This window comes from Cupriavidus sp. IK-TO18, from assembly GCF_015549295.1.
Classification (GTDB): Bacteria; Pseudomonadota; Gammaproteobacteria; order Burkholderiales; family Burkholderiaceae; genus Cupriavidus; species Cupriavidus oxalaticus_A.
In genome coordinates this window covers 1-24,998 of record NZ_JADGMP010000008.1, presented here as the reverse complement: position 1 = coordinate 24,998, position 24,998 = coordinate 1, and the positions used below count along the sequence as shown (strand labels likewise).

At 67.5% G+C, this 24,998-nt stretch carries 20 protein-coding genes; 5 read left to right on the top strand and 15 right to left on the bottom strand.

All coding sequences use genetic code 11. The features are described 5' to 3' along the window. Positions 1 to 41 precede the first annotated feature (41 nt). The 12 genes from IPF36_RS07920 to IPF36_RS07865 form a co-directional block, all read right to left on the bottom strand. Positions 42 to 959 carry a patatin-like phospholipase family protein gene (locus IPF36_RS07920; protein ID WP_195427717.1) on the bottom strand — a complete coding sequence of 306 codons (918 nt, stop codon included), beginning with the start codon at positions 957 to 959 and terminating at the stop codon, positions 42 to 44. Next, a complete protein-coding gene (locus IPF36_RS07915) occupies positions 959 to 1,381 on the bottom strand; it encodes a PaaI family thioesterase (RefSeq protein ID WP_116320087.1) in 423 nt (140 codons plus the stop codon). Before IPF36_RS07915 ends, IPF36_RS07920 begins: the two co-directional genes overlap by 1 nt. Before the next feature lie 61 nt (positions 1,382 to 1,442). Next, the gene (locus IPF36_RS07910) at positions 1,443 to 2,501 is read right to left on the bottom strand and encodes an AbrB family transcriptional regulator (RefSeq protein ID WP_195427716.1); all 1,059 of its coding nucleotides are present in this window, start codon (positions 2,499 to 2,501) and stop codon (positions 1,443 to 1,445) included. Between the two features lie 114 nt (positions 2,502 to 2,615). Continuing rightward, entirely contained in the window at positions 2,616 to 4,130 is a 1,515-nt protein-coding gene (locus IPF36_RS07905) for a tripartite tricarboxylate transporter permease (protein WP_133096613.1), read from the bottom strand. A 28-nt stretch (positions 4,131 to 4,158) separates the two neighbouring features. Continuing rightward, positions 4,159 to 4,632: a tripartite tricarboxylate transporter TctB family protein gene (locus tag IPF36_RS07900; RefSeq protein WP_195427715.1), complete on the bottom strand. Its 474-nt coding sequence runs from the start codon at positions 4,630 to 4,632 to the stop codon at positions 4,159 to 4,161. A gap of 271 nt (positions 4,633 to 4,903) precedes the next feature. Next, positions 4,904 to 5,872, bottom strand: coding sequence for a tripartite tricarboxylate transporter substrate binding protein (locus IPF36_RS07895; RefSeq protein WP_029046453.1), 969 nt, complete (start codon positions 5,870 to 5,872; stop codon positions 4,904 to 4,906). A 376-nt stretch (positions 5,873 to 6,248) separates the two neighbouring features. Then, positions 6,249 to 7,085: a ChaN family lipoprotein gene (locus tag IPF36_RS07890; RefSeq protein ID WP_195427714.1), complete on the bottom strand. Its 837-nt coding sequence runs from the start codon at positions 7,083 to 7,085 to the stop codon at positions 6,249 to 6,251. Positions 7,086 to 7,139: 54 nt separating this feature from the next. Next, the gene (locus IPF36_RS07885; protein ID WP_135706175.1) at positions 7,140 to 10,337 is read right to left on the bottom strand and encodes an efflux RND transporter permease subunit; all 3,198 of its coding nucleotides are present in this window, start codon (positions 10,335 to 10,337) and stop codon (positions 7,140 to 7,142) included. Positions 10,338 to 10,340: 3 nt separating this feature from the next. Then, positions 10,341 to 11,612, bottom strand: a complete 1,272-nt coding sequence (locus IPF36_RS07880; protein ID WP_195427713.1) for an efflux RND transporter periplasmic adaptor subunit — start codon at positions 11,610 to 11,612, stop codon at positions 10,341 to 10,343. Between the two features lie 262 nt (positions 11,613 to 11,874). Next, positions 11,875 to 12,513, bottom strand: a complete 639-nt coding sequence (locus IPF36_RS07875; protein WP_135706173.1) for an MOSC domain-containing protein — start codon at positions 12,511 to 12,513, stop codon at positions 11,875 to 11,877. Between the two features lie 171 nt (positions 12,514 to 12,684). Continuing rightward, on the bottom strand, positions 12,685 to 13,869 hold the full coding sequence (locus IPF36_RS07870; RefSeq protein WP_133096607.1) for an MFS transporter: 1,185 nt from the start codon (positions 13,867 to 13,869) through the stop codon (positions 12,685 to 12,687). A 278-nt stretch (positions 13,870 to 14,147) separates the two neighbouring features. Then, on the bottom strand, positions 14,148 to 15,173 hold the full coding sequence (locus tag IPF36_RS07865; RefSeq protein ID WP_135706172.1) for a D-2-hydroxyacid dehydrogenase family protein: 1,026 nt from the start codon (positions 15,171 to 15,173) through the stop codon (positions 14,148 to 14,150). Between the two features lie 522 nt (positions 15,174 to 15,695). Here IPF36_RS07865 and IPF36_RS07860 point away from each other — a divergent pair. Continuing rightward, complete coding sequence (locus tag IPF36_RS07860; protein WP_135706171.1) at positions 15,696 to 17,552, top strand: phosphoenolpyruvate carboxykinase (GTP); 1,857 nt, start codon at positions 15,696 to 15,698, stop codon at positions 17,550 to 17,552. Between the two features lie 129 nt (positions 17,553 to 17,681). Here the strand turns inward: IPF36_RS07860 and IPF36_RS07855 are convergent, their stop codons facing one another. Together IPF36_RS07855 and IPF36_RS07850 are read right to left on the bottom strand one after the other, a co-directional pair. After that, positions 17,682 to 18,356, bottom strand: coding sequence for a response regulator transcription factor (locus IPF36_RS07855; RefSeq protein WP_135706170.1), 675 nt, complete (start codon positions 18,354 to 18,356; stop codon positions 17,682 to 17,684). Continuing rightward, on the bottom strand, positions 18,353 to 19,771 hold the full coding sequence (locus IPF36_RS07850) for a cache domain-containing protein (protein ID WP_133096603.1): 1,419 nt from the start codon (positions 19,769 to 19,771) through the stop codon (positions 18,353 to 18,355). The genes IPF36_RS07855 and IPF36_RS07850 overlap by 4 nt, the downstream gene beginning before the upstream one ends. Before the next feature lie 391 nt (positions 19,772 to 20,162). Here IPF36_RS07850 and IPF36_RS07845 point away from each other — a divergent pair, with 391 nt between their 5' ends. The 3 genes from IPF36_RS07845 to IPF36_RS07835 all read left to right on the top strand — a co-directional run bounded on the left by IPF36_RS07845 (position 20,163) and on the right by IPF36_RS07835 (position 23,138). Further along, positions 20,163 to 22,235, top strand: coding sequence for a carbon starvation CstA family protein (locus IPF36_RS07845; RefSeq protein ID WP_133096602.1), 2,073 nt, complete (start codon positions 20,163 to 20,165; stop codon positions 22,233 to 22,235). Between the two features lie 25 nt (positions 22,236 to 22,260). Continuing rightward, complete coding sequence (locus tag IPF36_RS07840; RefSeq protein ID WP_012354346.1) at positions 22,261 to 22,455, top strand: YbdD/YjiX family protein; 195 nt, start codon at positions 22,261 to 22,263, stop codon at positions 22,453 to 22,455. 227 nt (positions 22,456 to 22,682) lie between these two features. Continuing rightward, complete coding sequence (locus tag IPF36_RS07835) at positions 22,683 to 23,138, top strand: hypothetical protein (protein ID WP_133096601.1); 456 nt, start codon at positions 22,683 to 22,685, stop codon at positions 23,136 to 23,138. A gap of 297 nt (positions 23,139 to 23,435) precedes the next feature. Here IPF36_RS07835 and IPF36_RS07830 read toward each other — a convergent pair whose 3' ends face one another. Then, positions 23,436 to 23,726 carry a hypothetical protein gene (locus IPF36_RS07830; protein WP_195427770.1) on the bottom strand — a complete coding sequence of 97 codons (291 nt, stop codon included), beginning with the start codon at positions 23,724 to 23,726 and terminating at the stop codon, positions 23,436 to 23,438. A 199-nt stretch (positions 23,727 to 23,925) separates the two neighbouring features. Here IPF36_RS07830 and IPF36_RS07825 point away from each other — a divergent pair, with 199 nt between their 5' ends. Next, complete coding sequence (locus IPF36_RS07825) at positions 23,926 to 24,867, top strand: LysR family transcriptional regulator (RefSeq protein WP_133096599.1); 942 nt, start codon at positions 23,926 to 23,928, stop codon at positions 24,865 to 24,867. The last annotated feature ends 131 nt before the right edge of the window (positions 24,868 to 24,998 follow it).

The following is a 24,998-nucleotide window of genomic DNA, read 5'->3' as shown; positions in this document are numbered from 1 at the left end:
GCCGCATCGACAATCGATCGGGCCGGTGCCACAACACGAAGCTAGGCGCCCGGCCGCAGTTCGGTATTCAGGATCGACGGCCACTCGCGCAGGAAAGTTTCCCCGTCGCGGCGGCCGAGTTCGTAGGCGTGCGTCATGGCATCGGGCCGGGTGTAGTCCCAGCTCGAGATCGGCACGCGCTCCGAGGGCTGCAGGTACAGGCGGCGCTGGCCGCCTTGCTCGATGACGAAACGGCGCGGGCGCGGATAGAGCCGCGTCACCAGCACCAGCACATTGCCCGGCGCGGTGTCGAGCGCATCGACCGGTACGTTATCCACAAGGCCGCCGTCGAGCACCGGCCGGCCGTCGCGGCGCAGCACCGGCGTGAACGGCGGCGTCGACGCCGACTGCAGCAGCAGGTCGGCCAGCTGCTCCGGCGAGGCGCAGTCCTGCGCGCGCACGAACTCGGGCCGGAAGCCAAGCTTGCGCCCCAGCCGCGGGTGCAGCGTCTTGAGCACATGCTTGTCGATGTTGTAGGCCAGCAGGCCCGCCGCCACCGCCAGCCGCGGACCGCTCCAGCGCGGGATATGCGCCACGCCGATGCGGATCTCGGGCGCCTGTTGAAGCTGCGCCAGGCGGCCGTCGGCAAAGATCGTCAGTAGCGCGGTGCGGTAGATGCCGTAATGCGGGAACACGCGCTCGTTGCGCAGCAGGTTGCCCCAGTAGGCATTGCGGCGGTTGTTGGACAGCACCTCGCGGTAGTAATCCATGGTCTGGTGCGAGTCATGCGCATAGACCATGCACGCGGTGGCCGCGCCGGCCGAGATGGCCGCGATCACCCGCGGACGCAGCTGCAGTTCGGGCGCGACCATGTCCCACCAGCCCGCCTGCCACCAGCAGCGGTTGCCGCCGCCGGCAAAGACGACCTGGTCGAAGGGATTGGCGGGATGGGCGGGACTGGTGCCCGCGCTGGCTGGCATCAGAGCAGCGCGTAGGTGGTGGTGGCCTGCACCGCGAGCTTGCCGTCGGTGCCGGTCAGCTCGATCTCGCCGAACACCACGGTCTTGCCCAGGCGCAGCACGTTGGCGCGCACCAGCACGTCGCCGTCGATCACGGGACGCATGAAGTTGGTGGTGAGCGAGACCGTGGTCATCGGGCGGAAGCCGCCGAGCGCACTCGCGACGGCAACGATCATGGCGGTATCGGCCGCCGACATCAGCACCTGGCCGCAGACCACGCCACCCGCGTGGCGAAATGATTCGTTGAAAGGCAGGCGCAGCGTTACGCCTTTTGCATCGACGGCTTCGGCCCGCAGGCCTAGCTGGCGCACCCACGGCGCCAGCACGCGCTCCAGCGTGGCGTCGATGTCGGCAAGGGCAAGTTGCGGTGATGCTTCAGACATGGCGGTCCTCGTTCTTGTATCCATGTTCCCGGCCGCGCCCGTGGCCGACCCGTGGCCGACCTTACGCTGTCTCCCCCGGCGCGACGCGATGCTTCAGGCAATGATACAGGGGGCCGGTGGCAAGCACCACGAAGGCCATCCGGATCACATGGAAGGCCGTCACCAGCGGCACGCCCAGCTCCAGCACCTTGGCGGTGATGCACATCTCGGCAATGCCGCCGGGCGTGGAGGCCAGGATCATGGTGGCCGGGTGCGCGCCCGACAGCGCAGCCAGCGCCCAGCCGAACAGCGCCGACACCACCAGCGCCAGCACCGTGTACAGCGCCACGCCCGACAGGAAGCGCGGCGCGGTGTGCAGGAACTCGCGCGAAAAGCGCACGCCCAGCGACACCCCGATCAGCAGCTGGCCGGCGCGGCTCATCCAGGCCGGGATCGCCGACAGCTCGATGCCCGATGCCGTCAGCACCGCGGCCGCCAGCAGCGTGCCGATCACGAACGGGTTGGGCATGTTCAGGCGCCTGACCAGCAGCGCCACGCCCAGCGTGATTGCCACCAGCGCCAGCAGGCCCGGCGCGCTGACCACGCGCGGCCCGGGGATGTACGTGTCAAGCCCATGGATGCCGCCGTACTGGAAGATCGCCGGCACCGTCACCACCACCATCAGCACCCGCAGCGAATGCGCCGCCGCGACCTGGTCGATGCGCGCGCCGTTGCGCTCGGCCAGGTTGGCCATCTCGGAAGCGCCGCCGATGGCTGTGGAAAAGTAAGCGGTCTTGAATGCGACCCCGGTGGTCCGGCGCAGCATCAGCGCGCCGCCCGCGCCCATCGCCAGCGCGAACAGCGAACCGGCGACGATGTACGGCAGGAACTCCACCAGCCGCGCCACCACGTCGGGCGTGAAATACAGCCCGAGCGAGGCGCCGATCACCCACTGCCCGGCATTGCGCGCCTGCGACGGCGCGCGCAGGTCGGCGCCCCACATGCGTGCCGAGGCGACGGCCAGCAGCGGGCCGATCATCCACGGCAGCGGGGTATGCAGGACGGTGCAAAGCAGGGCGGCGGCCAGCCCGAGTGCCAGCGTGGGCACCGCGGCCAGCCAGCGGTTGGCGGCGAGACTCATCGGTCAGCGGCCTGGCGCGCAGGCGCCGGCGCTTGTTGTTTTAAGGGGATGGAAATGCAAAGGGCCCGCACGCCATGGCGCCGGGCCCCGGAAACTACCGCATGCTAACGCGCATCACGCCGCGTTGTCAGCCTGCGCATGCGCCGAGCCGCGCGCGGCATGCCAGCGCAGCAGGCGCGGGATCACCACCACCGCCACGGTCAGCGCCAGGATGGTGGCCGAGATCGGCTGGCGCACGAACAGGCTCCAGTCGCCCTGGCCGATCGACAGCGCATTGCGCAGCTGCTTCTCCGCCATCGGTCCCAGGATCATGCCAACGATCACCGGCGCGGTCGGGAAGTCGAAGCGGCGCATCACCATGCCGAGCAGGCCGACCACGAACAGCAACAGCAGGTCGAACCACGACTGGCGGATGCCGTACGCACCCAGGCCCGCGAAGATCAGGATGCCGCCGTACAGCAGCGGCGTCGGCACGCGCAGCATGCGCACCCACAGGCCGATCGCCGGCAGGTTCAGCACCAGCAGCATGACGTTGCCGATATACAGCGACGCCAGCAGGCCCCACACCAGGTCGCCCGAGGTCTGGAACAGCATCGGGCCCGGCTGCAGGTTGTAGTTCTGGAACGCGGCCAGCAGGATCGCGGTGGTGTTCGAGGTGGGGATGCCCAGCGTCAGCAGCGGGGCCAGCGTCGCGGTCACGGCCGAGTTATTGGCGGCTTCCGGGCCGGCCACGCCTTCGATCGCACCGACCTTGCCGAACTCTTCCTTGTGGTCCGACAGCTTCTTCTCGGTCGCATACGACAGGAAGGTCGGGATCTCGGCGCCGCCCGCGGGGATCAGGCCGAACGGGAAGCCGATAAACGTGCCGCGGATCCACGCCGGCAGCGAACGCTTCCAGTCCGACTTGTTCATGTGGACCGAGCTGAGTTTGTTGAAGGTGCCGTCCGGCTGTGGGAAGAACGCATTGAACAGGGCCTCGCCCACGGCGAACAGGCCGACGGCCACCACCACGATGTCGATGCCGTCATACAGCTCCTGCACGTTCATCGAGTAGCGGGTCTGGCCCGACAGCGAATCCATGCCGATCAGCCCGATGCCCAGGCCCAGGAACAGCGCCGTCATGCCGCGCAGCAGCGACGAGCCCAGCACCGCGGAAACCGTGGTGAAGGCCAGCAGCATGATCATGAAGTACTCGCCCGGGCCGAACTGCAGCGCCACGTCGGCCGCCACCGGCGCGAACAGCGACAGCATCACGGTGGCGATGGTGCCGGCCACGAACGAGCCGATCGCCGCGGTCGCCAGCGCCGGGCCGGCGCGGCCGTTCTTGGCCATCAGGTTGCCTTCCATGGCCGTGACCATGGTGGACGATTCGCCCGGCGTGTTCATCAGGATCGACGTGGTCGAGCCGCCGTACATCGCGCCGTAGTAGATGCCGGCGAACATGATCAGCGCGGCGGTGGGTTCGACCTTGGCGGTCAGCGGCAGCAGCATCGCCACCGTCAGCGCGGGGCCGATGCCCGGCAGCACGCCGATGGCGGTGCCCAGGAAGCAGCCCACCAGCGCCCACATCAGGTTGATCGGCGTAATCGCGACGGCAAAGCCGTGCATCAGCATGTTCAGCGTTTCCATTCGAAGACTCCTTGCTGGACGGGCGGGCTCATAAGCCGGCGATGGGGAGCAGCGGCAGGTTGATGCCGAGCAGGAATTCAAACAGCGCCCACATCGGCACCGTGATGCACAGGCCCACGATCAGGTCGCGCACGATGCGGCGGCTGCCGTAGCCGCGCGCCACGCACATCATCAGCAGCGTGGAAGAAAACACGAAGCCGAGCGTGCCGATCAGCGCCATGTTCAGCACCAGGCCGGCGGCCACCCACAGGAAGCCCTTGAAGTTGTGCGGCGCGCTGGGCAGTTCGGCATCTTCCTCCGGCATGTTGTGGAAGCCGCCGCGCACGCCCTGCCACGTCAGCAGCGCGCCGCACACCGCCAGCCCGACGGCCACCAGCGTGGGCACGAAGCGCGGCGACAGGCCGGCATAGCCCTCTTCGCCGGTAATGCCCGACAGGCCGAGAAAGAAGAACAGCGAAAGCGCCAGGACGGCAACGCCGATGGCAACGTGCGAGGGTTTCATGGAGACTCCTTGGCCTTTGTCGCCAGCAAGGGGGCTGGCGTCCGCGACGCTGGCTTAGCTAAGCTTGCGGCCCGCGCGGCAATGAGGCCCGGCGACATATGGTTGTTGTCTTCGGTATCGCAGGTGGACACCGGGCCCCATGCCGTTTTCCTGCCGCCGGGATCGCCGGCGGTGTTGGCAGGCACGACAGGTAAAGCGGTTTGATGCGGTTTTCTGATGCGGTAACGCGGGGGGGTTCACAGGCCGCGCCGGCTTGGCGCGGCAGCGGGCTTTACTTGGCGACGCCCAGCTCGCGCAGCGTGCCGCCCAGGCGGGTCGATTCGCTGTCGACAAACTTGCCGAACTCATCGCCGGTCAGCAGGAACGGGGTCCAGTCGTTCTTCTGCAGCGTGTCCTTCCAGGCCTTGCTCTCGGTGGCCTTGACCACCGCATCGATCATGGCCTTGCGCTGCTCGGGCGTGGTGCCGGGCGCGCCATACACGCCGCGCCAGTTGTAGATCTCGACGTTGACGCCCTGCTCCTTCAGCGTCGGGATGTCGGCGGTGCGGTCCTTGGAGGTCACGGCCAGCGCGCGCATCTTGCCGCTCTTGATGAAGGGCAGGAATTCCGACACGCCGGCGATGCCCACCGTCACGTGGCCGCCCATGATCGAGGCCGAGGCTTCGCCGCCGCCCTGGAACGGCACGTAGTTGATCTTCTTGGGATCGACACCGCTCTCCTTGGCGACCAGGCCGGCCAGGATATGGTCGATCGAACCCTTGGAGCCGCCGCCCCAGCTGACGCTGCCCGGGTTGGCCTTGAGCTGCGTGGTCAGGTCCTTGATCGACTTGATCGGCGAGCTGGCCGGCACGGTGATGACCATGGTGTCGGCGAACAGGCGCGCGATCGGCGTGGCGTTCTTCAGCGTGACCGGCGGCTTGTTGGTCTCGATCGCGCCGACCATCACGGCACCCACCACCATCAGCGCGTTGGGGTTGCCCTTGTCGGTGTTGACGAACTGCGTCAGCGCGATGGTGCCGCCGGCGCCGCCCTTGTTGTCGTACGAAGCGGTCTTGGCCTGGCCGGCTGCGATCATCGCGGCGCCCAGCGAGCGGCCGGTCTGGTCATAGCCGCCGCCGGGGTTGGCGCCGATCATGACCTTGACGCTGTCCAGCGCGTAGGCGGGCGCGGCAACGACGGTGGCGGCAACGGCGGCCGATGCCAGCGCGGCATGGGCGAAACGGGAAATCGAACGGCGCATAGCGGTCTCCTTGGTTGTACCGGTGATCGCTTGCCAGTCACTGGCTGGCCGCGATCCGACCCGGGGGTTCCGGCGGCAGCCTGAGCGTTGCTGGGGACTGGGACACGGCTTGCCGGCGGCGCACGGGGCGCTGCCGGGCTTGTCTCCTGTCCGGGCGCAGCGGGGCGTGGCCGGGACTGTTCTTGGATTATTGGTGAACATCAGACCGGGGTTAGCGGTCATGGGGCGGATTCTAGGCGGGGGAAACTGTCAAAAGGCTGTCAAAAGTGGTGGGAAGGGGTTGGGGTTTACGTGGATGGCGGGGGATTGGCATGTGGACGGGCGGGAGAGGGCCCGCGCATCCAGGGACTGCGGGCCTGCAATAGCTCAATAGCGCTCACCCTGCAGGCACCGCCTGCAAGCAAGGATCCTTGCGCGCCACCGCCGGCACCACCACCGCCATGTCGAACTCGCCGTCCGCCGCCGCGCTCTCCACGTAGCCCACGCTGACAACCTTGCCGGCCTCGCCAGTAAGCCAGCGCGGCACCCCCACGTCGCGCCGCACATGCCCGTTGCCCGCAATCAGCACCGCGCCGCGCTGCGCGTAAGGCCGCAGCGCCCGCGCCATCACCGCGTCGCGCGCCGCCTGTGCCGCCAGCATGCCGGGCAGCATTGCCTTGGGGAAATTGCCGCAGTGCCCGCGGTCAAGCACAGCGGTCTGCGCCGCCACCAGGTCAGGCGGCAACTCTCCCGTCAGGCCAAGCTTCTCCCGCTCGTGCGCCGGGAACAGCCCGTCCAGCCCACCGCGCACGATCTTCCCCGCATCCGCGCGCGACAGGTTAGCCGCGACCAGCGGCAGGTCGTACTGCAGCGCCAGCGCCACCACCGGCCGGTACAGCGGCCACTGCCAGGCACCACCGCCGGCCTGCGCGATCAGGTAGTCGGCATCCCTGGGCCGCTCCTTGCGGGCACGGTCGATATCGGGCTGCCGTTCGCGGTCGAACTGCTCCATGGCGATGGCCGGACGCCAGCCCTGCTCGACCGCGCGCGTCAGCGCGGCCAGCCGCTGCTGCTGTCCGGCGGCATTGTCATGGACCTCGCCCAGCAGCACGTAGGGCTTGCCGGCAAAGCCGGCGCTGACGGCAGCCGGCGAGGGAACCGGGGCGGCACAGCCTGCGGTCAGCAAGGCGGCAGCTGCGGCCAGCATGGTTGGAACGCGCAAGCGGAATGACATCACGCGGCTTCCTTTTTCTTGTTTCGTTCGTTAGCACGGATCCGGCTAGCGCCCTCAGTGCTGCCGCACCGTCTCCCCAGGCACCTTCTCCGGCAGCTTGTTGCCTTCCGAGTCGATCTGCAGCGGCCCCGTGCCCGAGAACCTGTCCAGCGCCAGGTAGATCACCGGCGTGATGAACAGCGTAATCACCTGAGAGAACAGCAGCCCGCCGACCACCGCCAGGCCCAGCGGCTGGCGCAACTCGGCGCCGGCGCCGAGGCCCAGCGCCAGCGGCAGCGCGCCCATCACCGCGGCGAAGGTAGTCATCATGATCGGACGGAAGCGCAGCAGGCATGCCTGCCGGATTGCCCTGGCCGGCGTCATGCCTTGCTCGCGCTGCGCCGCCAGCGCGAAGTCGATCATCATGATCGCGTTCTTCTTGACGATGCCGATCAGCATCAGCACGCCGATGACCGCGATCAGCGACAGCTCGATATTGAAGACAAAGAGCGTCAGCAGCGCGCCGACCGCGGCCGACGGCAGTCCCGCCAGGATGGTCAGCGGGTGGATGTAGCTCTCGTACAGCACGCCCAGCAGCGTGTAGATCACCGCGATGGCCGCCACCAGCAGCACGATCTGCGTGGCCTGCGATGACTGGAACACCGCCGCGTCGCCGCCCCAGCTGGTGAAGATCGACGTCGGCATCGCGATCTCCTGCTTGTAGCGGTCGATGCGCGCCGACGCGTCGCCCAGCGCCGCGCCCGGCGCAAGGTTGAACGACACCGTCACCGACGGCAGCTGCCCCTGGTGGTTGACCGCGATCGGGCCGACGCGGCGCTCGGTGGTGGCGAACGCCGACAGCGGCACCATCTGGCCGGTCTTGCTGCGCACGTAGAGCTTGGCGAACGCGGTCTCGTCGACGCGGTCGAGGTCGGCCGCCTGCAGGATCACGTAGTAGTTGTCGATCGGCGTGTAGATGGTCGACACCTGCCGCTCGCCGAACGCCGAATACAGCGCGGTGCGCACGTCCTGCATCTGCACGCCGAGCGCGTTGGCCTTGTCGCGGTCGATCGACAGGTGCGCCTCCAGGCCCGACTGCTGCGAGTCGCTGGTGACATCGCGGAACAGGCTGTCGGCGCGCATCTTCGCCATCAGCTTGTCGGAGTAGTCCTGCAGCTGGCCGGCCTTCACGCTTTGCAGCGTGTACTGGTAGCGGCTCTTGCTCTGGCGCCCGCCGAGCTGCAGGTTCTGCACCGGCGCGAAATACACCGCCAGCCCGGGCACGCCGGCCACGTCGCGGCGCAGCGACTCGATCACCTTGGGCATCGCGTTGCGCTCGCCGCGCGGCTTGAGCTCGACGAACATGCGCCCGGTGTTGATGGCCGGCGACGGGCCGCCGCCGATCGCCACCACGATGCTCTTGACCGCGGGGTTGGCGCGCATGCGCTCGGCCGCATCGCGCAGGCGCTCGGACATGGCATCAAAGGAAATGTCCTGCGGCCCTTCGGCATTGACGCGGATCTGGCCGATGTCTTCCTCCGGGAAGAAGCCCTTGGGGATCGTGACGAACAGCACCGCGGTCAGCACGAAGGTCAGACCCGCCGCCACCAGCACCGTGCGCCGGTGCGCCAGGCACCAGTCCAGTCCGCGCGCATAACGGTGCAGCGTGAACTCGAACAGGTTCTCGAACCACTGCGTGGAGCGCATGCCGATGGTCTGCCTCTGTGGCACGGCAGGCTGCGCCAACGCGTGGTCGCCATAAGCGTGGTGCGACTCGTCGACCGGCACGTTTTCGGCCGACAGGAAACGCGCGCACAGCATCGGGATCAGCGTCAGCGACACCGCTGCCGACACCAGGATCGACAGCGACACCACCGCGGCGAACTCGTGGAACAGCAGCCCGATCACGCCGGGCATGAAGAAGATCGGGATAAACACCGCCACCAGCGAGATCGAGATCGACAGGATGGTGAAGCCCATCTCGCGCGAGCCCACCAGCGCGGCCTTCAGCGGCGGCACGCCTTCCTCGATATGGCGCACGATGTTCTCGAGCATGACGATGGCGTCGTCCACCACCAGCCCCACCGCCAGCGTGATGGCCAGCAGCGAGACGTTGTCCAGGCTGTAGCCGAACGCCTTCATCAGCGCCACCGTGCCGATCAGCGAGATCGGCAGCGACACGGTGGGGATCAGCGTGGCGGCGGCGCGGCGCAGGAACAGGAAGATCACCATCACCACCAGCGCCACCGTCAGCGCCAGCGTGAACTGCACGTCGTGGATCGATTCGCGGATCGAGCGCGAGCGGTCGTTGACCACCGCCACGTTGACCGAGCCCGGCATCTGCCCGATCAGGCGGGGCAGGGCGGCCTGGATCGCATCGACCACCGCCACGGTGTTGGCGTCGGGCTGGCGCAGCACGGCCAGCACGATCGAGCGCTCGTTGTTAAGCCAGCTGCCGGTCTTGATGGTCTCGACGCTGTCCTCGACCTCGGCCACGTCGGACAGCCGCACCAGCGCGCCGTTGGGCTGGCTGGCGACGATGATGTTGCGGAAGGCATCCGCATTGGTCATCTGCCGGTTGGCCTGGATGGTCAGCGTCTGGCGCGCGCTGTCGAGCGTGCCCACGGGGGTGTTGGCGTTGGCGCGGTTCAGCGCGGTGGCCAGCTCGTCCAGCGTCAGGCCGCGCGCTGCCAGCGCATCCGGGTGCGCGCGCACGCGCACGGCAAAGCGCTTCTGCCCGAAGATCTGCACCTGCGCCACGCCCGGCAGCGTGGCCAGCGTGGGCGAGATCAGGTTGTCGCCGAAGGCATTCAGGTCCGCCAGGCTCATCGCCGGCGAGTTGATCGCCAGCAGCAGCACCGGCGCGTCGGCCGGGTTGACCTTGCGGTACGACGGCGGCGTCGTCATCTCGATCGGCAGCGAACGCTGCGCGCGGAACAGGGCCGCCTGCACGTCCACGGCCGCGTCGTCGATATCGCGGTCGCTGTTGAATTCGATGGTGATGCTGGAGTTGCCGAGCGTGTTCGACGAGCTGATCACCGACACACCGGGGATGGTGGCGAACTGCTTTTCCAGCTGCGTCGCCACCGAAGCCGCCATGGTTTCCGGGCTCGCGCCCGGCAGCGTCGCGGTGACCTGGATCACCGGCGAGTTGAAGCTGGGTAGCGCGGCGATCGGGATGGTCGGGTACAGCACGATGCCGGTGACGACCACGGCCAGGCACAGCAGCACCGTCATCACCGGACGGCGGATGCAGAGTTCGGACAGCGTCATGGCTCAGTGCCCCGCGGCGGCATTGGCGGCATTGGCGGCAACGTTCGCGGCACTGGCTGGCCGCGCGGCGGCCGCACCGGAGGCGGCGCCGGCCGGCGCCTCGCGCACCAGCGCGCCCGGGCGCAGGTTCTGCGTGCCTTCCACCACCACGCGGGCGCCGGGCTGCACGCCTTCCACCACGGCCGCGGCGGCGGTGGTGGTGATCACCTGCACCGGCACGCGCGCGACCTTGCTGTCGGGCTGCACCACGTAGACAAAGCGGCCTTCGGGGCCGGTCACCACCGCCTGCGGCGGCACCGACAGCGCGCCCTTGAGCGTCTGCACCACCGCGCTGACGTTGGCGTAGGTGCCCGGCCACAGCCGCTGCTCTTCGTTGCCGAACTGGGCCTTGACGCGAATGGTGCCGTACTGCGGATCGACCGTGTTGTCCACGAAGGTGATCTTGCCGGTCACCGGGGTCTTGCTGCCGTCGTTGGGCTGGGCGATGACCTGTACCGGGCCGGCCTGCAGCGCCTCGCGCAGCGCCGCCAGCTGGCGCTCGGGCAGGCTGAAGGTCACTGCGATCGGCTGCACCTGCGCGATGGTGACCATCGGCACGGCGCCGGTAGGCAGCACCAGCGAGCCCGGGAAGGCGTTGATCACGCCGGTGCGGCCACTGATGGTGGCGCGGATCGAGCCATAGCTGATCGCCACGCGGCTGGCCTCGATGGCGGCCTGGTCGGCGCGCACGGTGGCTTCGGAGCCATCGACCCTGGCCTGCGCGGTATCGACTGCGCTCCTGGAAATGAAGTTGCGCTCGAGCAGTTCCTTGCTGCGCGCCAGCGTGCGGCGGGCGTCGGCCAGGTCGGCCTGGTCCTTCAGCAGCTGCGCCTGGGCCTTGGCCAGGTTGGCCTCGTCCATGCGCGTGTCGAGCGAGAACAGCAGGTCGCCCGGCTTGACCGTCTGGCCTTCCTTGATATGGACCGTGCGCACCGTGCTGGACACCTGCGGCCGCACCTCGACCGTGGACAGCGCGGTGACATTGCCGTTGGCCGTGACCTGCAGCGGCACGTCACCCTGCTGCACCAGCGCGGTGGTGACCACCGCCGCGGCGGGCGGCTTGGGCGCCGGCTTGGGCGCCAGCCACGTGCGCCAGGCAAACCAGCCCAGCCCGCCCAGCACCAGCACTGCCAAGACCAGTACCCACGGCGAAACCCGGCCGCGCCCGGTTCCCGCGGCCGCACTCCAGTTGCTGTCGACGAACCCCTTGGGCTGGTCGATCCTGTCAGTTTTCATGTTGTGTGGACCCTCTGCACCGCGTCTTGCGCTACTCCCCGTGATCCGCGCCGGCTTGTTGTGATCGAATGTCGCCGGCGCGTGCTGCGCAAAGACTCTACTAGTACCGCGCTTCGCCGGCCGGAGCCAGCGTCGCGTATTACAGTCCGTTACAGGGGTGTAAGGCGGTATCGGGAAGACGGGCGCCGGCAAGCGCCCTCCGGACCACGGAGGAAACCGGAAATGAAGTTGGCGAGGCGCTTGTATCGTTAGACAAACATTATCAGAAAAGCTGCCGCCGGCTGTCACGACGCCACTGGTTGACGCTGTCGATCGACAGTTCGCGTGGCCCCGGCTGCACAATGATGGCGTCGCCGGCGCGAACCTGGCCGGTCACCAGCACGCTCAGGTAGACGCCCGAATACCCGCTCTGCACCATGTCGCGCACCGCGTGGCGGTAGCCGAGCGCGGCATTGAACTTGTAGCAGGGCCGGCGCGGCGCCTCCACCCGCAGCAGCGCCGTCCCGGCGCGCACCAGGTCGCCGATCCACAGGTCGGACTCCAGCAGGCCTTCCAGGCTCAGGTTCTCGCCCAGAGCGCCGAACGGCAGCGGCTGTGCCGATTCAGGTTGCCCGCAAGCGCGCCGGCGCGCATTCCACCAGGGGTAGTGCTCGGACGGATAGGCGTAGACCGCCTTGTCCCGGCCGCCGTGGACGGTCAGGTCGGCCTGCTCGTCGCCGGCCATGCCCAGCGGCCGCACCTGCACCGAGAGCGGGTGCAGCAGGGTGCTGACGGGATGCTTGCGGATGCCGGACAGCACCACCGCCTCGGTGCCTGCGCCGGCCACGACCAGCGGGATCGCCTTGCCAAGGCTCACGGCCAGCACGCGTGCATTGCCTTGCCAGCGTCCGGAATCGCTCACGTGCGCCCCCGCTTGTGGTTGTGGATGGAGATGTGGATAAGCTGCGGATATCCCTGAGGATAAGGGGGCGGATAACACTGTGGACAAGTGCTTCGTGCGGTGCCTCACAAGACGCCGCGTGCACGGCGAGGCAGGTCGCTCCCGGGGACAGGACGCCCCCGGGCCTTGGTTTCAGCCGGCGTTGGGAGCCTGCTGCGGAGCCTGCGGGCGCTGCCACTGGCAGCCCAGCGAACGGGCGCGCTGCGACACCGCCAGCGCCGCCAGCATCAGCGCCGCGGCGCCCCAGTGCAGCGAATCGACCCCGGCCAGGGTATAGATGCCGGCGCCGGCCATCGCGCCTGCAGCCTGCCCGAGGTAGATCGACGAAGAGTTCAGCGAGATCGAGGCCGAGGCGCGCTCCGGCGCCAGCAAGACCAGCCGCGCCTGCTGCGCGCTGTTGGTGGCAAACCCGCCCAGCCCCCACAGCATGAACAGCAGCACCAGCGCCACGCCGCCCAGGCCCGCCAGCGGCCACAGCACCATGGCGGTCACCGAGGTCAGCAGGGCCACCTGCACGATCCGGCTCGGGGTGACGCGATCCATGCGCGACGCCGCCAGCGCATTGCCGAACACGCCGCAGGCGCCATAGGCCAGGAACATCAGGCTGAGCGCGCCGCCGCTGATGCCGTAGACATCGCGCATCAGCGGCGCGACATAGGTAAACATGGTGAACATGCCGGCCGACGACACCATGGTGGTCAGCACCACCAGCATGACCGGCTTGTGGCGCAGCACCGCGGCCCAGGCCTCGCGCCCCACCGGCTCCACGTACAGCCCGCGCGGCAGCGCCCGCCAGACCGCCGCCGACACCAGCAGCGCCAGTGCGCCCACCAGGCCCATGCTGACGCGCCAGCCCAGCGTGGTCGAGATCCAGGTGCCCAGTGGCACGCCCACCACGCTGGCGACGCTCCAGCCCAGGAAGACAAAGCTGATGGCACGGCCGCGCGTCTGCGCATTGACCAGCAGCGGCAGCGTCGCCGCGGTCTGCGGTGTGTAGATGGCGGCGCCGATCGCCGTCAGGAAGCGGATCACCATCAGCGCCGCGAAGCTGGGCGCAAAGGCGGCCGCCAGGTGCATCACCGCATAGACCAGCAGCGACCCCGCCAGCAGCAAGCGGCGGTCGATGCGCGAACCCAGCGTGGCAAACAGCGGCGCGCCCACGCAGGTGGCCAGCGCGAATACTGAAATCAGCTGCCCGGCACTGGCCGCGCCCAGCCCGAAATCCCCGGCAATATCGTTCAACATGCCGGTCACGATCATCGCGCCGGTGCCGATGACGAAATTGCCGACGCAGAGCGTCACGAGCCTGGGATCCATGCCGGCCTTGGGAAGAGGGGGTGCGCGCGGGCGCTTGTTGTTGTCGGGGCTGCCGCCATGGCCGTTGCGGCCGGCGGTTAGGGAAGTCCCGAGTGTAGCGGGATTGGCGGATTCGCGTTGACAGCGCAATCCGCCCTGGCCATAGCCCACGCCATGTGAACCAGGCTCCCCTCTGCCGCGCTCGCTCCCGCGAAGTGGGAGAGGGGTGGGGGAGCCTCTACGAAGTGACGCGAGGCGGAATGCCAGCGCCGACCCGCCCCGGCAGCTACCGTAACGCCTCAGCGCGACAGCGCCGGTGTCAACGCCTTGGGATTGACGATGCAGCCGTGATTGCCGCCCAGCACGTCCAGGATGTTCTGGAAAGCCGTGCGGAAGTACAGCTCATAGCTGTCGCGCTCGACATAGCCCAGGTGCGGCGTGCAGATGCAGTTCTCCATGCGCAGCAGCGCGTGCCCCTGCAGGATCGGCTCGGATTCGAACACGTCGACCGCCGCCATGCCCGGGCGGCCGCGGTTAAGCGCGGTGACCAGCGCGTTCTCTTCCAGCAGCTCGGCGCGGCTGGTGTTGACGAACAGCGCGGTGGGCTTCATCCGCGTCAGGTCGGTCAGCTTGACGATGCCGCGGGTGTCGTCGTTCAGCCGCAGGTGCAGCGACAAAACGTCGCTGTCGGCAAAAAACTGGTCCTTGGAGGCGGCCACGTCCAGCCCGTCGGCGCGCGCGGCCTCCAGCGAGGCCTCGCGGCCCCACACCATCACCCGCATGCCGAAGGCCTTGCCATAGCCGGCCAGCAGGCGGCCGATCTTGCCGTAGCCCCAGATGCCCAGGGTCTGGCCGCGCAGCATCTGGCCCAGCCCGAAGTTGGGCGGCATGGTGGTCGATTTCAGCCCCGATTGCTGCCACGCGCCGTGCTTGAGGCTGGCCACGTACTGCGGAATGCGCCGCTGCGCGGCCATGATCAGCGCCCAGGTCAGCTCGGCCGGCGCCACCGGCGAGCCGACGCCTTCCAGCACCGCCACGCCGCGGTCGGTGGCGGCATCCAGGTCGATATGGCTGCCCGGACCGGCGCCGACCTTGCCGGTCTGGCTGATCAGCTTCAGTTTCGGCAGTTTTTCCAGCAGTTGCCGGGTGATACGGGTGCGTTCGCGGATCAGCACCACGGCTTCCACGTCCGACAGGCGCGCTGCCAGCTGGCCCACGCCCTTGACGGTGTTGTTGAACACCTTGACGTCGTGTCCCTCCAGCAGGCTGAAGCACGGCAGCTTGCGCACGGCGTCCTGGTAATCGTCGAGTACGGCAATCTTCATCGGCAACTCTGGTTTGTCTTCCGGCGCTTGTGCCGGTTGGTGCGCGCGGCAACCGAGCCGCGCGCCGCCCAACAGTATTGTGGATAACCCAGCGTCGGCGCCAGCATGCCGGCCCGCCGCGAGGTGGAACATCTCTTGCGAAACAACGGCGTCAATTGTTGCGCAGCAAAAAACAGGGGGGTGCGCCAGTGGTATCCTTGCCCGCTCCGGTGCCGCCGCGGATTGTCGGTCGAGCCTTGCTCCCGACACGCGGTTGCCGCCGGACAAAGCCCGCCCGGCGCGCGCAGATACCCCTGCGCGGGCGAAGCGCAACTGTAGCGCAGCCGCAGGGACCGCCGCGACCTTTTGCACAACACGGGCCGCCGCGGAGTTGTAACGGGATGTGACGATCGGGACAGGGCCATCTCCCATGCCGCGATCCCGCGATTCCGTCCCCCGCGCGAGCAACGGACCAACCGCCCGCCGGCCAGGCTTTGCAAGGTTTCCTTCCCTTCCTTCCCTTTACAAACCTGGAGTTGCAGTATGAACCACCCCTCGATGCAAGGCACGGCGCCAGTGAATGCCCCGGCCTGGGTCAAGCACCCCAAGCTGGTTGCCTGGGTCGCCGGAATCGCCGCGCTGACCAAGCCCGACAATATCTACTGGTGCGACGGCTCGCAGGAAGAATATGACCGCCTGTGCGAGCAGATGGTCGCCGCCGGCACCATGAAGCGGCTGAACCCGGCCAAGCGCAAGAACTCGTTCCTGGCGCTGTCGGATCCGTCGGACGTGGCCCGCGTTGAAGACCGCACCTTTATCTGCTCGGAACGGCAGGAAGACGCCGGCCCCACCAACAACTGGACCGCCCCGGCCGAGATGCGCCAGACGCTGAATGGCCTGTTCGAAGGCTGCATGCGCGGCCGCACGCTGTACGTGGTGCCGTTCTCGATGGGCCCGCTGGGCTCGCCGATCGCCCATATCGGCGTGGAACTGTCCGATTCGCCGTATGTGGCGGTCAATATGCGCATCATGACGCGCATGGGCCGGGCCGTGTATGACGTGCTGGGCACCGACGGCGAGTTCGTGCCGTGCGTGCACACCGTCGGCAAGCCGCTCGCCGCCGGCGAGAAGGACGTGCCGTGGCCGTGCAACCCGACCAAGTACATCGTCCATTTCCCGGAAACGCGCGAGATCTGGTCGTTCGGCTCGGGCTACGGCGGCAACGCGCTGCTGGGCAAAAAGTGTTTTGCGCTGCGCATTGCGTCGACCATGGGCCGCGATGAAGGCTGGCTCGCCGAGCACATGCTGATCCTGGGCGTAACCTCGCCCGAGGGCAAGAAGTACCACGTGGCCGCGGCGTTCCCGTCGGCCTGCGGCAAGACCAACTTCGCCATGCTGATTCCGCCCAAGGGCTTCGAGGGCTGGAAGGTCACCACCATCGGCGACGACATCGCCTGGATCAAGCCGGGCCAGGATGGCCGCCTGTACGCGATCAACCCGGAAGCCGGCTTCTTCGGCGTGGCCCCGGGCACCAGCGAGAAGACCAACTACAACGCGATGGCGACGCTGAAGGAGAACGTCATCTTCACCAACGTGGCGCTGACCGACGACGGCGACGTGTGGTGGGAAGGCATGACCAAAGAAGCGCCGGCTCACCTGATCGACTGGCAGGGCAAGGACTGGACCCCGGAAATCGCCAGGGAGACCGGCGCCAAGGCTGCCCACCCGAACTCGCGCTTCACCGCGCCGGCGTCGCAGTGCCCGTCGATCGACGAGAGCTGGGACAACCCGGCCGGCGTACCCATTGATGCGTTCATCTTCGGCGGCCGCCGCTCGACCACCGTGCCGCTGGTGACCGAGGCCCGCAACTGGACCGAAGGCGTGTACATGGCCGCCACCATGGGTTCGGAAACCACCGCCGCGGCCGCTGGCCAGCAAGGCGTGGTGCGCCGCGACCCGTTCGCCATGCTGCCGTTCTGCGGCTACAACATGAGCGACTACTTCGGCCACTGGCTGGCACTGGGCCAGAAGCTGGAAGTCGCGGGCGCGAAGCTGCCGAAGATCTACTGCGTCAACTGGTTCCGCAAGGACGCCGACGGCAACTTCGTGTGGCCGGGCTTCGGCGACAACATGCGCGTGCTGTCGTGGATGATCGATCGCGTGGAAGGCAAGGGGCAGGGCGCCGAACACATGTTTGGCACGACGCCGCGATATGAGGATCTGAACTGGAATGGGGTGGAGTTCTCCCCGGCGCAATTTGCGCAGGTGACCTCGATTGATCGCGATGCCTGGCGGGAGGAACTGGCGCTGCATGATGCGCTGTTCACGCAGCTGAATCATCGCCTGCCGCAGGCGCTGGCGGAAACGCGCGCGGCGCTGGGCAAGCGGCTGGAGGGCTAAGCCGCTGCCGGTTTGCTCCCCTCTCCCCGTGAGGTCCGTGAGGGGAGAGGGAGAACACCTTGCCAAGGCGAGTTCGGGCGGCCTGGGAGCACCCAGAACCGCACTCCTTTTCGGCGTCCTGGGGGCCTGTCAGCCCCCCTCGCTATCCCCCAGCGTCTCCACCGCATACTTCACCAACCCCGAGCGCCCTTCGATCCCCAGCTTGCGTTTCAGGTTGAGCCGGTGTGTTTCGACCGTCCGCACCGATACGCCCAGTTGCGCCGCAATCTCCTTGTTGGCCATCCCGCGCCCGATGCAGCCCAGGATGTCGCGCTCGCGCCGGGTCAGCGCATCCAGCGGTCCCGGGCTCTGCTCGGCCATGCCGCGCGCGATGCGGGCACTGTAGAACACCCGCCCCGCCAGCACCGACTGGATCGCCGCCATCAGCTCATCGGCCGGCGCATCCTTCAGCACATAGCCCCGCGCCCCCGCCCGCACTGCCTGCCGCACATACTCCAGGTTGTCGTGCATCGACACGATCAGTACCGCCAGCTCCGGATACCGGTCATGGAGCGCGGCCGCCAGCGCAATGCCGCCCATGCCGCGCATGCCGATATCGGTGATCACCAGGTCCGGCAGGTCGGCCTCGCCGGCACGGTCCAGCCACGCGAGCGCCGCCTCGCCGCCATCGGCCTCGCCGACCACGCGCAGCCCCGGCTGCAGCGCCAGGTGCATGCGCATGCCGTCGCGCACCAGCGCGTGATCGTCGATCAGCAATACGCGCGCCGGTGCGCCGGTGTGGCTCGATTCAGGGGAACGTGTCATGACTGCGAAGGTCCGGCGGAAACAGGATCATGCGAAACGGCTGCGGGCTTTGGCGCAGGCTTCGCCAGGGGCAGCGACGCCACCAGCTCGGTGCCGCCGGTGCCGGAAACAATATCGAACTGCCCGCACAACGCGGCGATGCGCTCGCCCAGGTTGCGCAGGCCGATGCCGCGCCGGGGATCGCGCTGCATGCTCGGCACGTCGAAACCGGCGCCGTCGTCGCGCACCGTGAGCCGGGTGGCGTCGGCGTCGAATGCCAGCGACACGCTGACGTGCCGGGCGTTTGCGTGGCGTTCCACGTTGGTCAGCGCCTCCTGGGCGATGCGGAACAGCGCGGTGGCCTGCTCGTCGGGCAACTCGCGCGGGGTACCTGACTGAATCACCGAGATCTGCAGCCGGCTGCCGCCCTGCATCTCGCGCGCCAGGTGCTGGAGCGCGGCAAAGAGACCGAGGTCGTCCAGCAATGCCGGCCGCAAATTGCGCGCCACCCGCCGCACTTCATTGAAAACCGTGTCGAGCCGGTTCAGCGCCATGCCCAGCACCGGCGCCACCGCGGCGCCTTCGGTCGGAGCCAGCCGCAGCCGGTTGGTAGCGGTTTCCAGCACCAGCTTGACCGACACCAGCAACTGGCTGATGCCGTCGTGCAGTTCGCGCGACAGCCGTGCCCGCTCCTCCTCCTGCGACTGCACCACCCGCTGCGCAAGCTGGCGCAGCTTGGCATCGGCCTCGCGATGCTCGCTGACATTGAGCGCGAGGCCGCTGGCCGCTACCAGCAGGATGCTGATCGCGGCGATCACGCCGATCCAGGCCATGGTCTCCCGGATATCGGTCTCGGCACGGGCATCGAGCTGGCGCAGCGTGCTTTCCACGTCGTCCAGGTAGATGCCGGTGCCGAGCATCCAGCCCCATTCGGGCACCGACACCACGTAGCCGAGCTTGGGTACCAGTTGCTGCGATGACGGCTTTTTCCACAGGTACCGCACCGCGCCGCCTCCGCCCCTGGCCGCCGCGATCAGCTGCTGGATGGTGAGCGATCCCTGCGGGTCGCGCATGGTCCACAAGTCCTGGCCGACCAGCTCGGGTTGGCGCGGGTGCATCAGGTTGCGGCCCTGCAGGTCGTACAGGAAGAAATAGCCGTCCGGCCCGTAGTCGAGCCGGGCCAGCGCCTCCATTGCCGCCTGGCGCGTGGCCAGATCAGTGCGGCCCGACCGCACCATCGGCGCGATCGCGCTCTGCGCCAGTTCTACGTAGTGGCGCAGCTCCATTTCCTTGCTTTGCAGGTAAGCGGCTTCGACCAGCGCGCGCTCATGCTGCGCGAGCTGGGTCGCCTGGTAGCGCACGGCAAGCGCGATGCCCAGCATGGCCACCGCAAGGGGCGCCACCGCGAGCAACAGGATCTTCTGGCGGAGTTTCATACAGGACTGGGGGTAAACACCGATGCCGCGCAGGCGGCATGCCACCGTCGATTTGCGTAGTACTACGCAGAAGTGCTGCGTAGTTACGCGCTTGTGCGGGGTTTGGCGGGTGTCAATACTACACGCCGGATGCGCAGGCCGCCCCAACAAGGCGCGCGTATCCACGCAGCTGGTGCACCGGCCTATCCGGATGGTGCACCGCCTGCCTGCAAGACGAGATCCGGAAACGACACGAACCGGGCGAGCAGCAGCCAGATCCCAGGAGACACCTTCACCGCCGGATTGCCCAGCTGCCCGCCCAGTCGCGCCCGCCGCCGACCCAGCCCGTTGCCAGTTACCAGTCCTTCGCCGCCGCAGGCTTTCCAAATCCCGGTCTGAGGAGACCTTCACTATGAATCGCATCGGAGAACACCTGGTGTGGCTGGCCGTCGCCGTGCTCGGCGCGTTTGCCTTCGGCACCGTCGCGCTGGCGCGCGGCGAGGCCGTCAGCGCACTGTGGATCGTGGTCGCCGCGCTCTGCATCTACCTGATCGCCTACCGCTACTACAGCCGCTTTATCGCCGACAAGGTGATGCAGCTCGACCCGAAACGCATGACGCCGGCCTGGCGCCATAACGACGGCCTGGACTACGTGCCGACCAACAAGGCGGTTCTGTTCGGCCACCACTTCGCCGCGATCGCCGGGGCCGGCCCGCTGGTCGGCCCGGTGCTCGCCGCGCAGATGGGCTACATGCCCGGCATGCTGTGGCTGCTGGCCGGCGTGGTGTTCGCCGGCGCGGTGCAGGACTTCATGGTGCTGTTCATCTCCACGCGCCGCGACGGCCGCTCGCTGGGCGACCTGGTCAAGTCCGAAATGGGCACGGTGCCGGGCCTGATCGCGCTGTTCGGCTGCTTCATGATCATGATCATCATCCTGGCGGTGCTGGCGCTGATCGTGGTGAAGGCGCTGGCCGATTCGCCGTGGGGCACCTTCACCGTGGCGGTGACCATCCCCATCGCCATCTTCATGGGCATCTACACCCGCTACATCCGTCCGGGCCGCATCGGCGAAGTATCCGTGATCGGCTTCGTGCTGCTGATGATGGCGATCATCGGCGGCCAGTACGTGCATGAAAGCGCGACGCTGGCCCCGCTGTTCACCTACGACGGCAAGGCGCTGACCTGGATGCTGATCATTTACGGCTTCATCGCCGCCGTGCTGCCGGTGTGGCTGCTGCTGGCCCCGCGCGACTACCTGTCGACCTTCCTGAAGATCGGCACCATCATCGCGCTGGCGGTGGGCATCGTGATCGTGGCGCCGGAGCTGAAGATGCCGGCCTTCACGCAGTTCGCCGAGGGCGGCGGCCCGGTGTGGTCGGGCAACCTGTTCCCGTTCCTGTTCATCACCATCGCCTGCGGCGCGGTGTCGGGCTTCCATGCGCTGATCTCGTCGGGCACCACGCCCAAGCTGCTGGAGAACGAGACCCACGCGCGCTTCATCGGCTACGGCGCGATGCTGGCCGAGTCCTTCGTCGCCATCATGGCGCTGGTGGCCGCCGCGGTGATCGAGCCGGGCGTGTACTTCGCCATGAACAGCCCCGCGGCCGTGATCGGCACCACGCCGGAAGCGGTGGCGCAGGCGGTCTCGACCTGGGGCTTCGTGATCACGCCTGACGTGCTGGTGCAGACCGCCAAGGACGTCGGCGAGAACACCATCATCTCGCGCGCCGGCGGCGCGCCGACGCTGGCCGTGGGCATCGCGCACATCCTGCACCAGGTGGTGGGCGGCCAGGCCATGATGGCGTTCTGGTACCACTTCGCGATCCTGTTCGAGGCACTGTTCATCCTGACCGCCGTCGACGCGGGCACCCGTGCCGGCCGCTTCATGCTGCAGGACCTGCTGGGCAGCTTTATCCCGTCGATGCGCAAGACCGACTCGCTGCCCGCCAACCTGATCGCCACCGGGCTGTGCGTGGCGGCCTGGGGCTACTTCCTGTACCAGGGCGTGGTCGATCCGCTGGGCGGCATCAACACCCTGTGGCCGCTGTTCGGCATCTCCAACCAGATGCTGGCCGCGGTGGCGCTGGTGCTGGGTACCTGCGTGCTGGTCAAGATGAAGCGCGGCCAGTACGCCTGGGTCACGCTGGTGCCGACCGTCTGGCTGCTGATCTGCACGCTGACTGCCGGCTGGCAGAAGCTGTTCCACGCCGACCCGAAGGTCAGTTTCCTGACCCACGCCGCCAAGTTCAGCGCCGCCATTGCCGAAGGCAAGGTGCTGGCCCCGGCCAAGTCGATGGAGCAGATGCACCGCATCGTCTTCAACGACTACCTGGACGCCGGCCTGTGCGCGCTGTTCATGGTGGTGGTGCTGTCGATCGTGTTCTATGGCTTCAAGACCGCGCTGCAGGCCCGCGCGGTGAACCGCCCGACCGACAAGGAAACGCCGTTCGAGCCGCTGCCAGGCGCGGCTTCGGCCCAGTCCTGACCCTGACCTCGACAAGGAGCCCGCCATGCTGGAACAACTGGGTACGATGGGGCGTTATCTCGGGCAGTCGCTGCGGCTGATGGTCGGCTTGCCCGACTACCAGACCTATGTGGCGCACATGGAGAGCACGCATCCGGACCGCGCGCCGATGAGCTACGAAGAGTTCTTCCGCGAGCGCCAGGAAGCGCGCTACGGCGGCGGGCAGGGCAAGTGCTGCTGAGCACACGGTAAAATACGCATCCGGGCCCTGGCCCGGGTGCAGACAAAGCAGACAGGCGATCACATGATCGCCTGTCTTTTTGTTAGGTGTTGTATTTTCACCGCGCTTTTATTGCCCAGTTACGCCGTTTCTGTAGGGGGTTACAGGGCTTTACAGGTAGTTACAGCAAGCGTGGGGCTCCTTCTCTACACTTGCGACACATCATGGCAATTCAAAGGACAAGACATATGACTCGCCATCCCGTTCGCAATCTGACCATTGCCCTCGCCCTGGCGGCCAGCGCGCTGCCGGCCTTCGCGGGCGACATGAACAACGCCCTGGGCGGCGCGCTCGGCGGCGTCGCCGGTGCCGCAGTGGGCGGCGCGCTCGGCGGCAGCACCGGCGCAGTGATCGGTGGTGCGGTGGGTGGCGGCGCAGGCGGCGCCGTGACGTCCAACCGCCGCGAGCGCACCGGCGCCATCATCGGCGGCGCGCTGGGCGGTGGCGCGGGTACCGCGGCGGGCAACGCCATGGGCGGCCGTACCGGCGGCCTGATTGGCGCCGGCCTGGGGGGCGGTGCCGGTGCGGCGCTGGGCGGCAATATCTCGCGCAGCAATTCGTATGCAGACGACCGTCGTTATTACAACAACGGCCACTACAAGCACAAGAAGCACAAGCATCGCCATCACCACGATCACGACTGATCTGCCGGGGTGAAGCAAAAACGGGCCGCAAGGGCCCGTTTCTTATTTGTGCCGTCTGGCATAATCGATTTCAGTGCGGCGCCCGACCTGCCGCGCACCGAAACAAAGAAGCCCGCAGCCGGACATGCCGGTTGCGGGCTTCTTCTCCTCCAATAAAGCGGGAGAGGGTGTTTGACTCTCTCCCAAAGCCGGTTGGAGACCAGGCAGAAACAGAAGGGGCCGCTCTGGGGAGGAGCGGCCCCGGATCGCGCTTGCAGGAGCCTTGTTGCGGTAGCGGACCCCGGAGGGACGGGCCGCTTACAGCGGCGCGCGATCGGTACCGGTTTCGTACTTTGCGCCGTCGGCAAAGGCGTCGAACTTGCCGGCGCGGGCGCCATCGGTGTAGGTGTCGAACTTGCCAGCCTTGGCACCGTCAGCGAACACGTCGTACTTGCCGGCCTTGGCGCCGTCCGTGTAGACGTCGTACTTGGCCGCCTTGGCACCGTCGGTGAACACATCGAACTTGCCTGCCTTGGCAAAGGCCGGCGAAGCGGACAGGGCAGCGGCGATGGTGGCGACAGCGATCAGGGCGGAGCGGTTTTTCATGATTCAGGCCTTCTTTATAGCTTGGATGCCTCCGCCAGCACTTTGGCTGAAACAGGATTGTTGCATTGCGGCATCCGATGGGCAGATATTAGGCATTTCCCTCATATCAATAAATATCAGGATCCACAATGATTAGTTCTGATTCCAACAATAAAGCAGCCTGAACGCGTAAGGATTCAGCGCAGAAACGGGAGACTATGTCATGGATCGCCTGCAATCGATGCGTGTGTTTTCCAAGGTGGTGGAACTGGGAAGCTTCGCGCGTGCAGCGCAACAGCTGGAAATGTCCAACGCCGTGGTCACCCGCTACGTCGCCGACCTGGAAAGCCACCTGGGCACCCGGCTGCTGAACCGGACCACTCGCAGCCTGTCGCTGACCGACGCCGGCGAAACCTACCTGCAGCGCTGCCAGCAGATCCTCGAGGATGTGGAAGAGGCCGAAAGCGTGGTCGCCGCGCGCAGCCAGTCGCTGTCGGGCACGCTGCGGCTGGTGACGCCGGTGATGTTCGGCCTGCACCTGCTGCCCGAACTGCTATCGCGCTTCCAGCAGCTCTATCCGGATGTGGTGTTCGACGTGCTGCTGTCTGACCGCAACGTCGACATCGTCGAGGAAGGCCGCGACGTGGCCGTAATGCTGTCAGACCTGGGACTGGGCTCGCATCTTGTGGCACGCCCGCTGCTGTCGGCCGAAGTGATCCTGTGTGCATCGCCCGGCTACGTGGCCGCGCACGCGCCGCTGCGCCATGCGCACGAGCTGAGCCACCATCGCTGCATCGCGATGCGGCTGCCCAACGCCGAACACGAATGGACGCTGCTCGGGCCCGAGGGCGAGGTGACCGTGCCGATCCGCCCTGGCCTGCTGTGCAGCAATGCCGAGCTGGCGCACCAGGCTGCGCTGGCCAATATGGGCGTGGCCATGCTGTCTTCCTACCTGGCCCGGCCGAATATCGAATCTGGCAAGCTGGTCCATGTGTTGCCGCAGTATCAGTTGCCACGGCGGGACGTCAGCGTGGTCTACCCGAGCCGGAAGTTCCTGCCGACCAAGGTCCGTGCGTTTATCGATTTCCTGCTGGAGGAAGGGCAGGTGAAGGGCAAGGCGGAGGACGCCGAGCCGCGGCACCCGGCGCATAGCGTCAGCACGTAAGTCCTGGAAGTCCTGGAAGTCCTGGGAAGGGCCGGCGGCTGATTCCGGATTGCAAAAGGGGCCCTTGCGGGCTAATGCCGTTCAGTTAAGGTCCTTTCTGAGGAACCGGACGGTGTAGCGCTTAGGCAGGG

Coding starts and splice junctions, on each gene's coding strand:
- IPF36_RS07870 (WP_133096607.1), bottom strand. CDS start 13,869: ATGGATCCCAGGCTCGTGACGCTCTGCGTCGGCAATTTCGTCATCGGC.
- IPF36_RS07855 (WP_135706170.1), bottom strand. CDS start 18,356: ATGACACGTTCCCCTGAATCGAGCCACACCGGCGCACCGGCGCGCGTA.
- IPF36_RS07895 (WP_029046453.1), bottom strand. CDS start 5,872: ATGCGCCGTTCGATTTCCCGTTTCGCCCATGCCGCGCTGGCATCGGCC.
- IPF36_RS07915 (WP_116320087.1), bottom strand. CDS start 1,381: ATGTCTGAAGCATCACCGCAACTTGCCCTTGCCGACATCGACGCCACG.
- IPF36_RS07905 (WP_133096613.1), bottom strand. CDS start 4,130: ATGGAAACGCTGAACATGCTGATGCACGGCTTTGCCGTCGCGATTACG.
- IPF36_RS07885 (WP_135706175.1), bottom strand. CDS start 10,337: ATGACGCTGTCCGAACTCTGCATCCGCCGTCCGGTGATGACGGTGCTG.
- IPF36_RS07850 (WP_133096603.1), bottom strand. CDS start 19,771: ATGAAACTCCGCCAGAAGATCCTGTTGCTCGCGGTGGCGCCCCTTGCG.
- IPF36_RS07880 (WP_195427713.1), bottom strand. CDS start 11,612: ATGAAAACTGACAGGATCGACCAGCCCAAGGGGTTCGTCGACAGCAAC.
- IPF36_RS07845 (WP_133096602.1), top strand. CDS start 20,163: ATGAATCGCATCGGAGAACACCTGGTGTGGCTGGCCGTCGCCGTGCTC.
- IPF36_RS07890 (WP_195427714.1), bottom strand. CDS start 7,085: ATGTCATTCCGCTTGCGCGTTCCAACCATGCTGGCCGCAGCTGCCGCC.
- IPF36_RS07910 (WP_195427716.1), bottom strand. CDS start 2,501: ATGAGTCTCGCCGCCAACCGCTGGCTGGCCGCGGTGCCCACGCTGGCA.
- IPF36_RS07825 (WP_133096599.1), top strand. CDS start 23,926: ATGGATCGCCTGCAATCGATGCGTGTGTTTTCCAAGGTGGTGGAACTG.
- IPF36_RS07900 (WP_195427715.1), bottom strand. CDS start 4,632: ATGAAACCCTCGCACGTTGCCATCGGCGTTGCCGTCCTGGCGCTTTCG.
- IPF36_RS07865 (WP_135706172.1), bottom strand. CDS start 15,173: ATGAAGATTGCCGTACTCGACGATTACCAGGACGCCGTGCGCAAGCTG.
- IPF36_RS07860 (WP_135706171.1), top strand. CDS start 15,696: ATGAACCACCCCTCGATGCAAGGCACGGCGCCAGTGAATGCCCCGGCC.
- IPF36_RS07920 (WP_195427717.1), bottom strand. CDS start 959: ATGCCAGCCAGCGCGGGCACCAGTCCCGCCCATCCCGCCAATCCCTTC.
- IPF36_RS07835 (WP_133096601.1), top strand. CDS start 22,683: ATGACTCGCCATCCCGTTCGCAATCTGACCATTGCCCTCGCCCTGGCG.
- IPF36_RS07840 (WP_012354346.1), top strand. CDS start 22,261: ATGCTGGAACAACTGGGTACGATGGGGCGTTATCTCGGGCAGTCGCTG.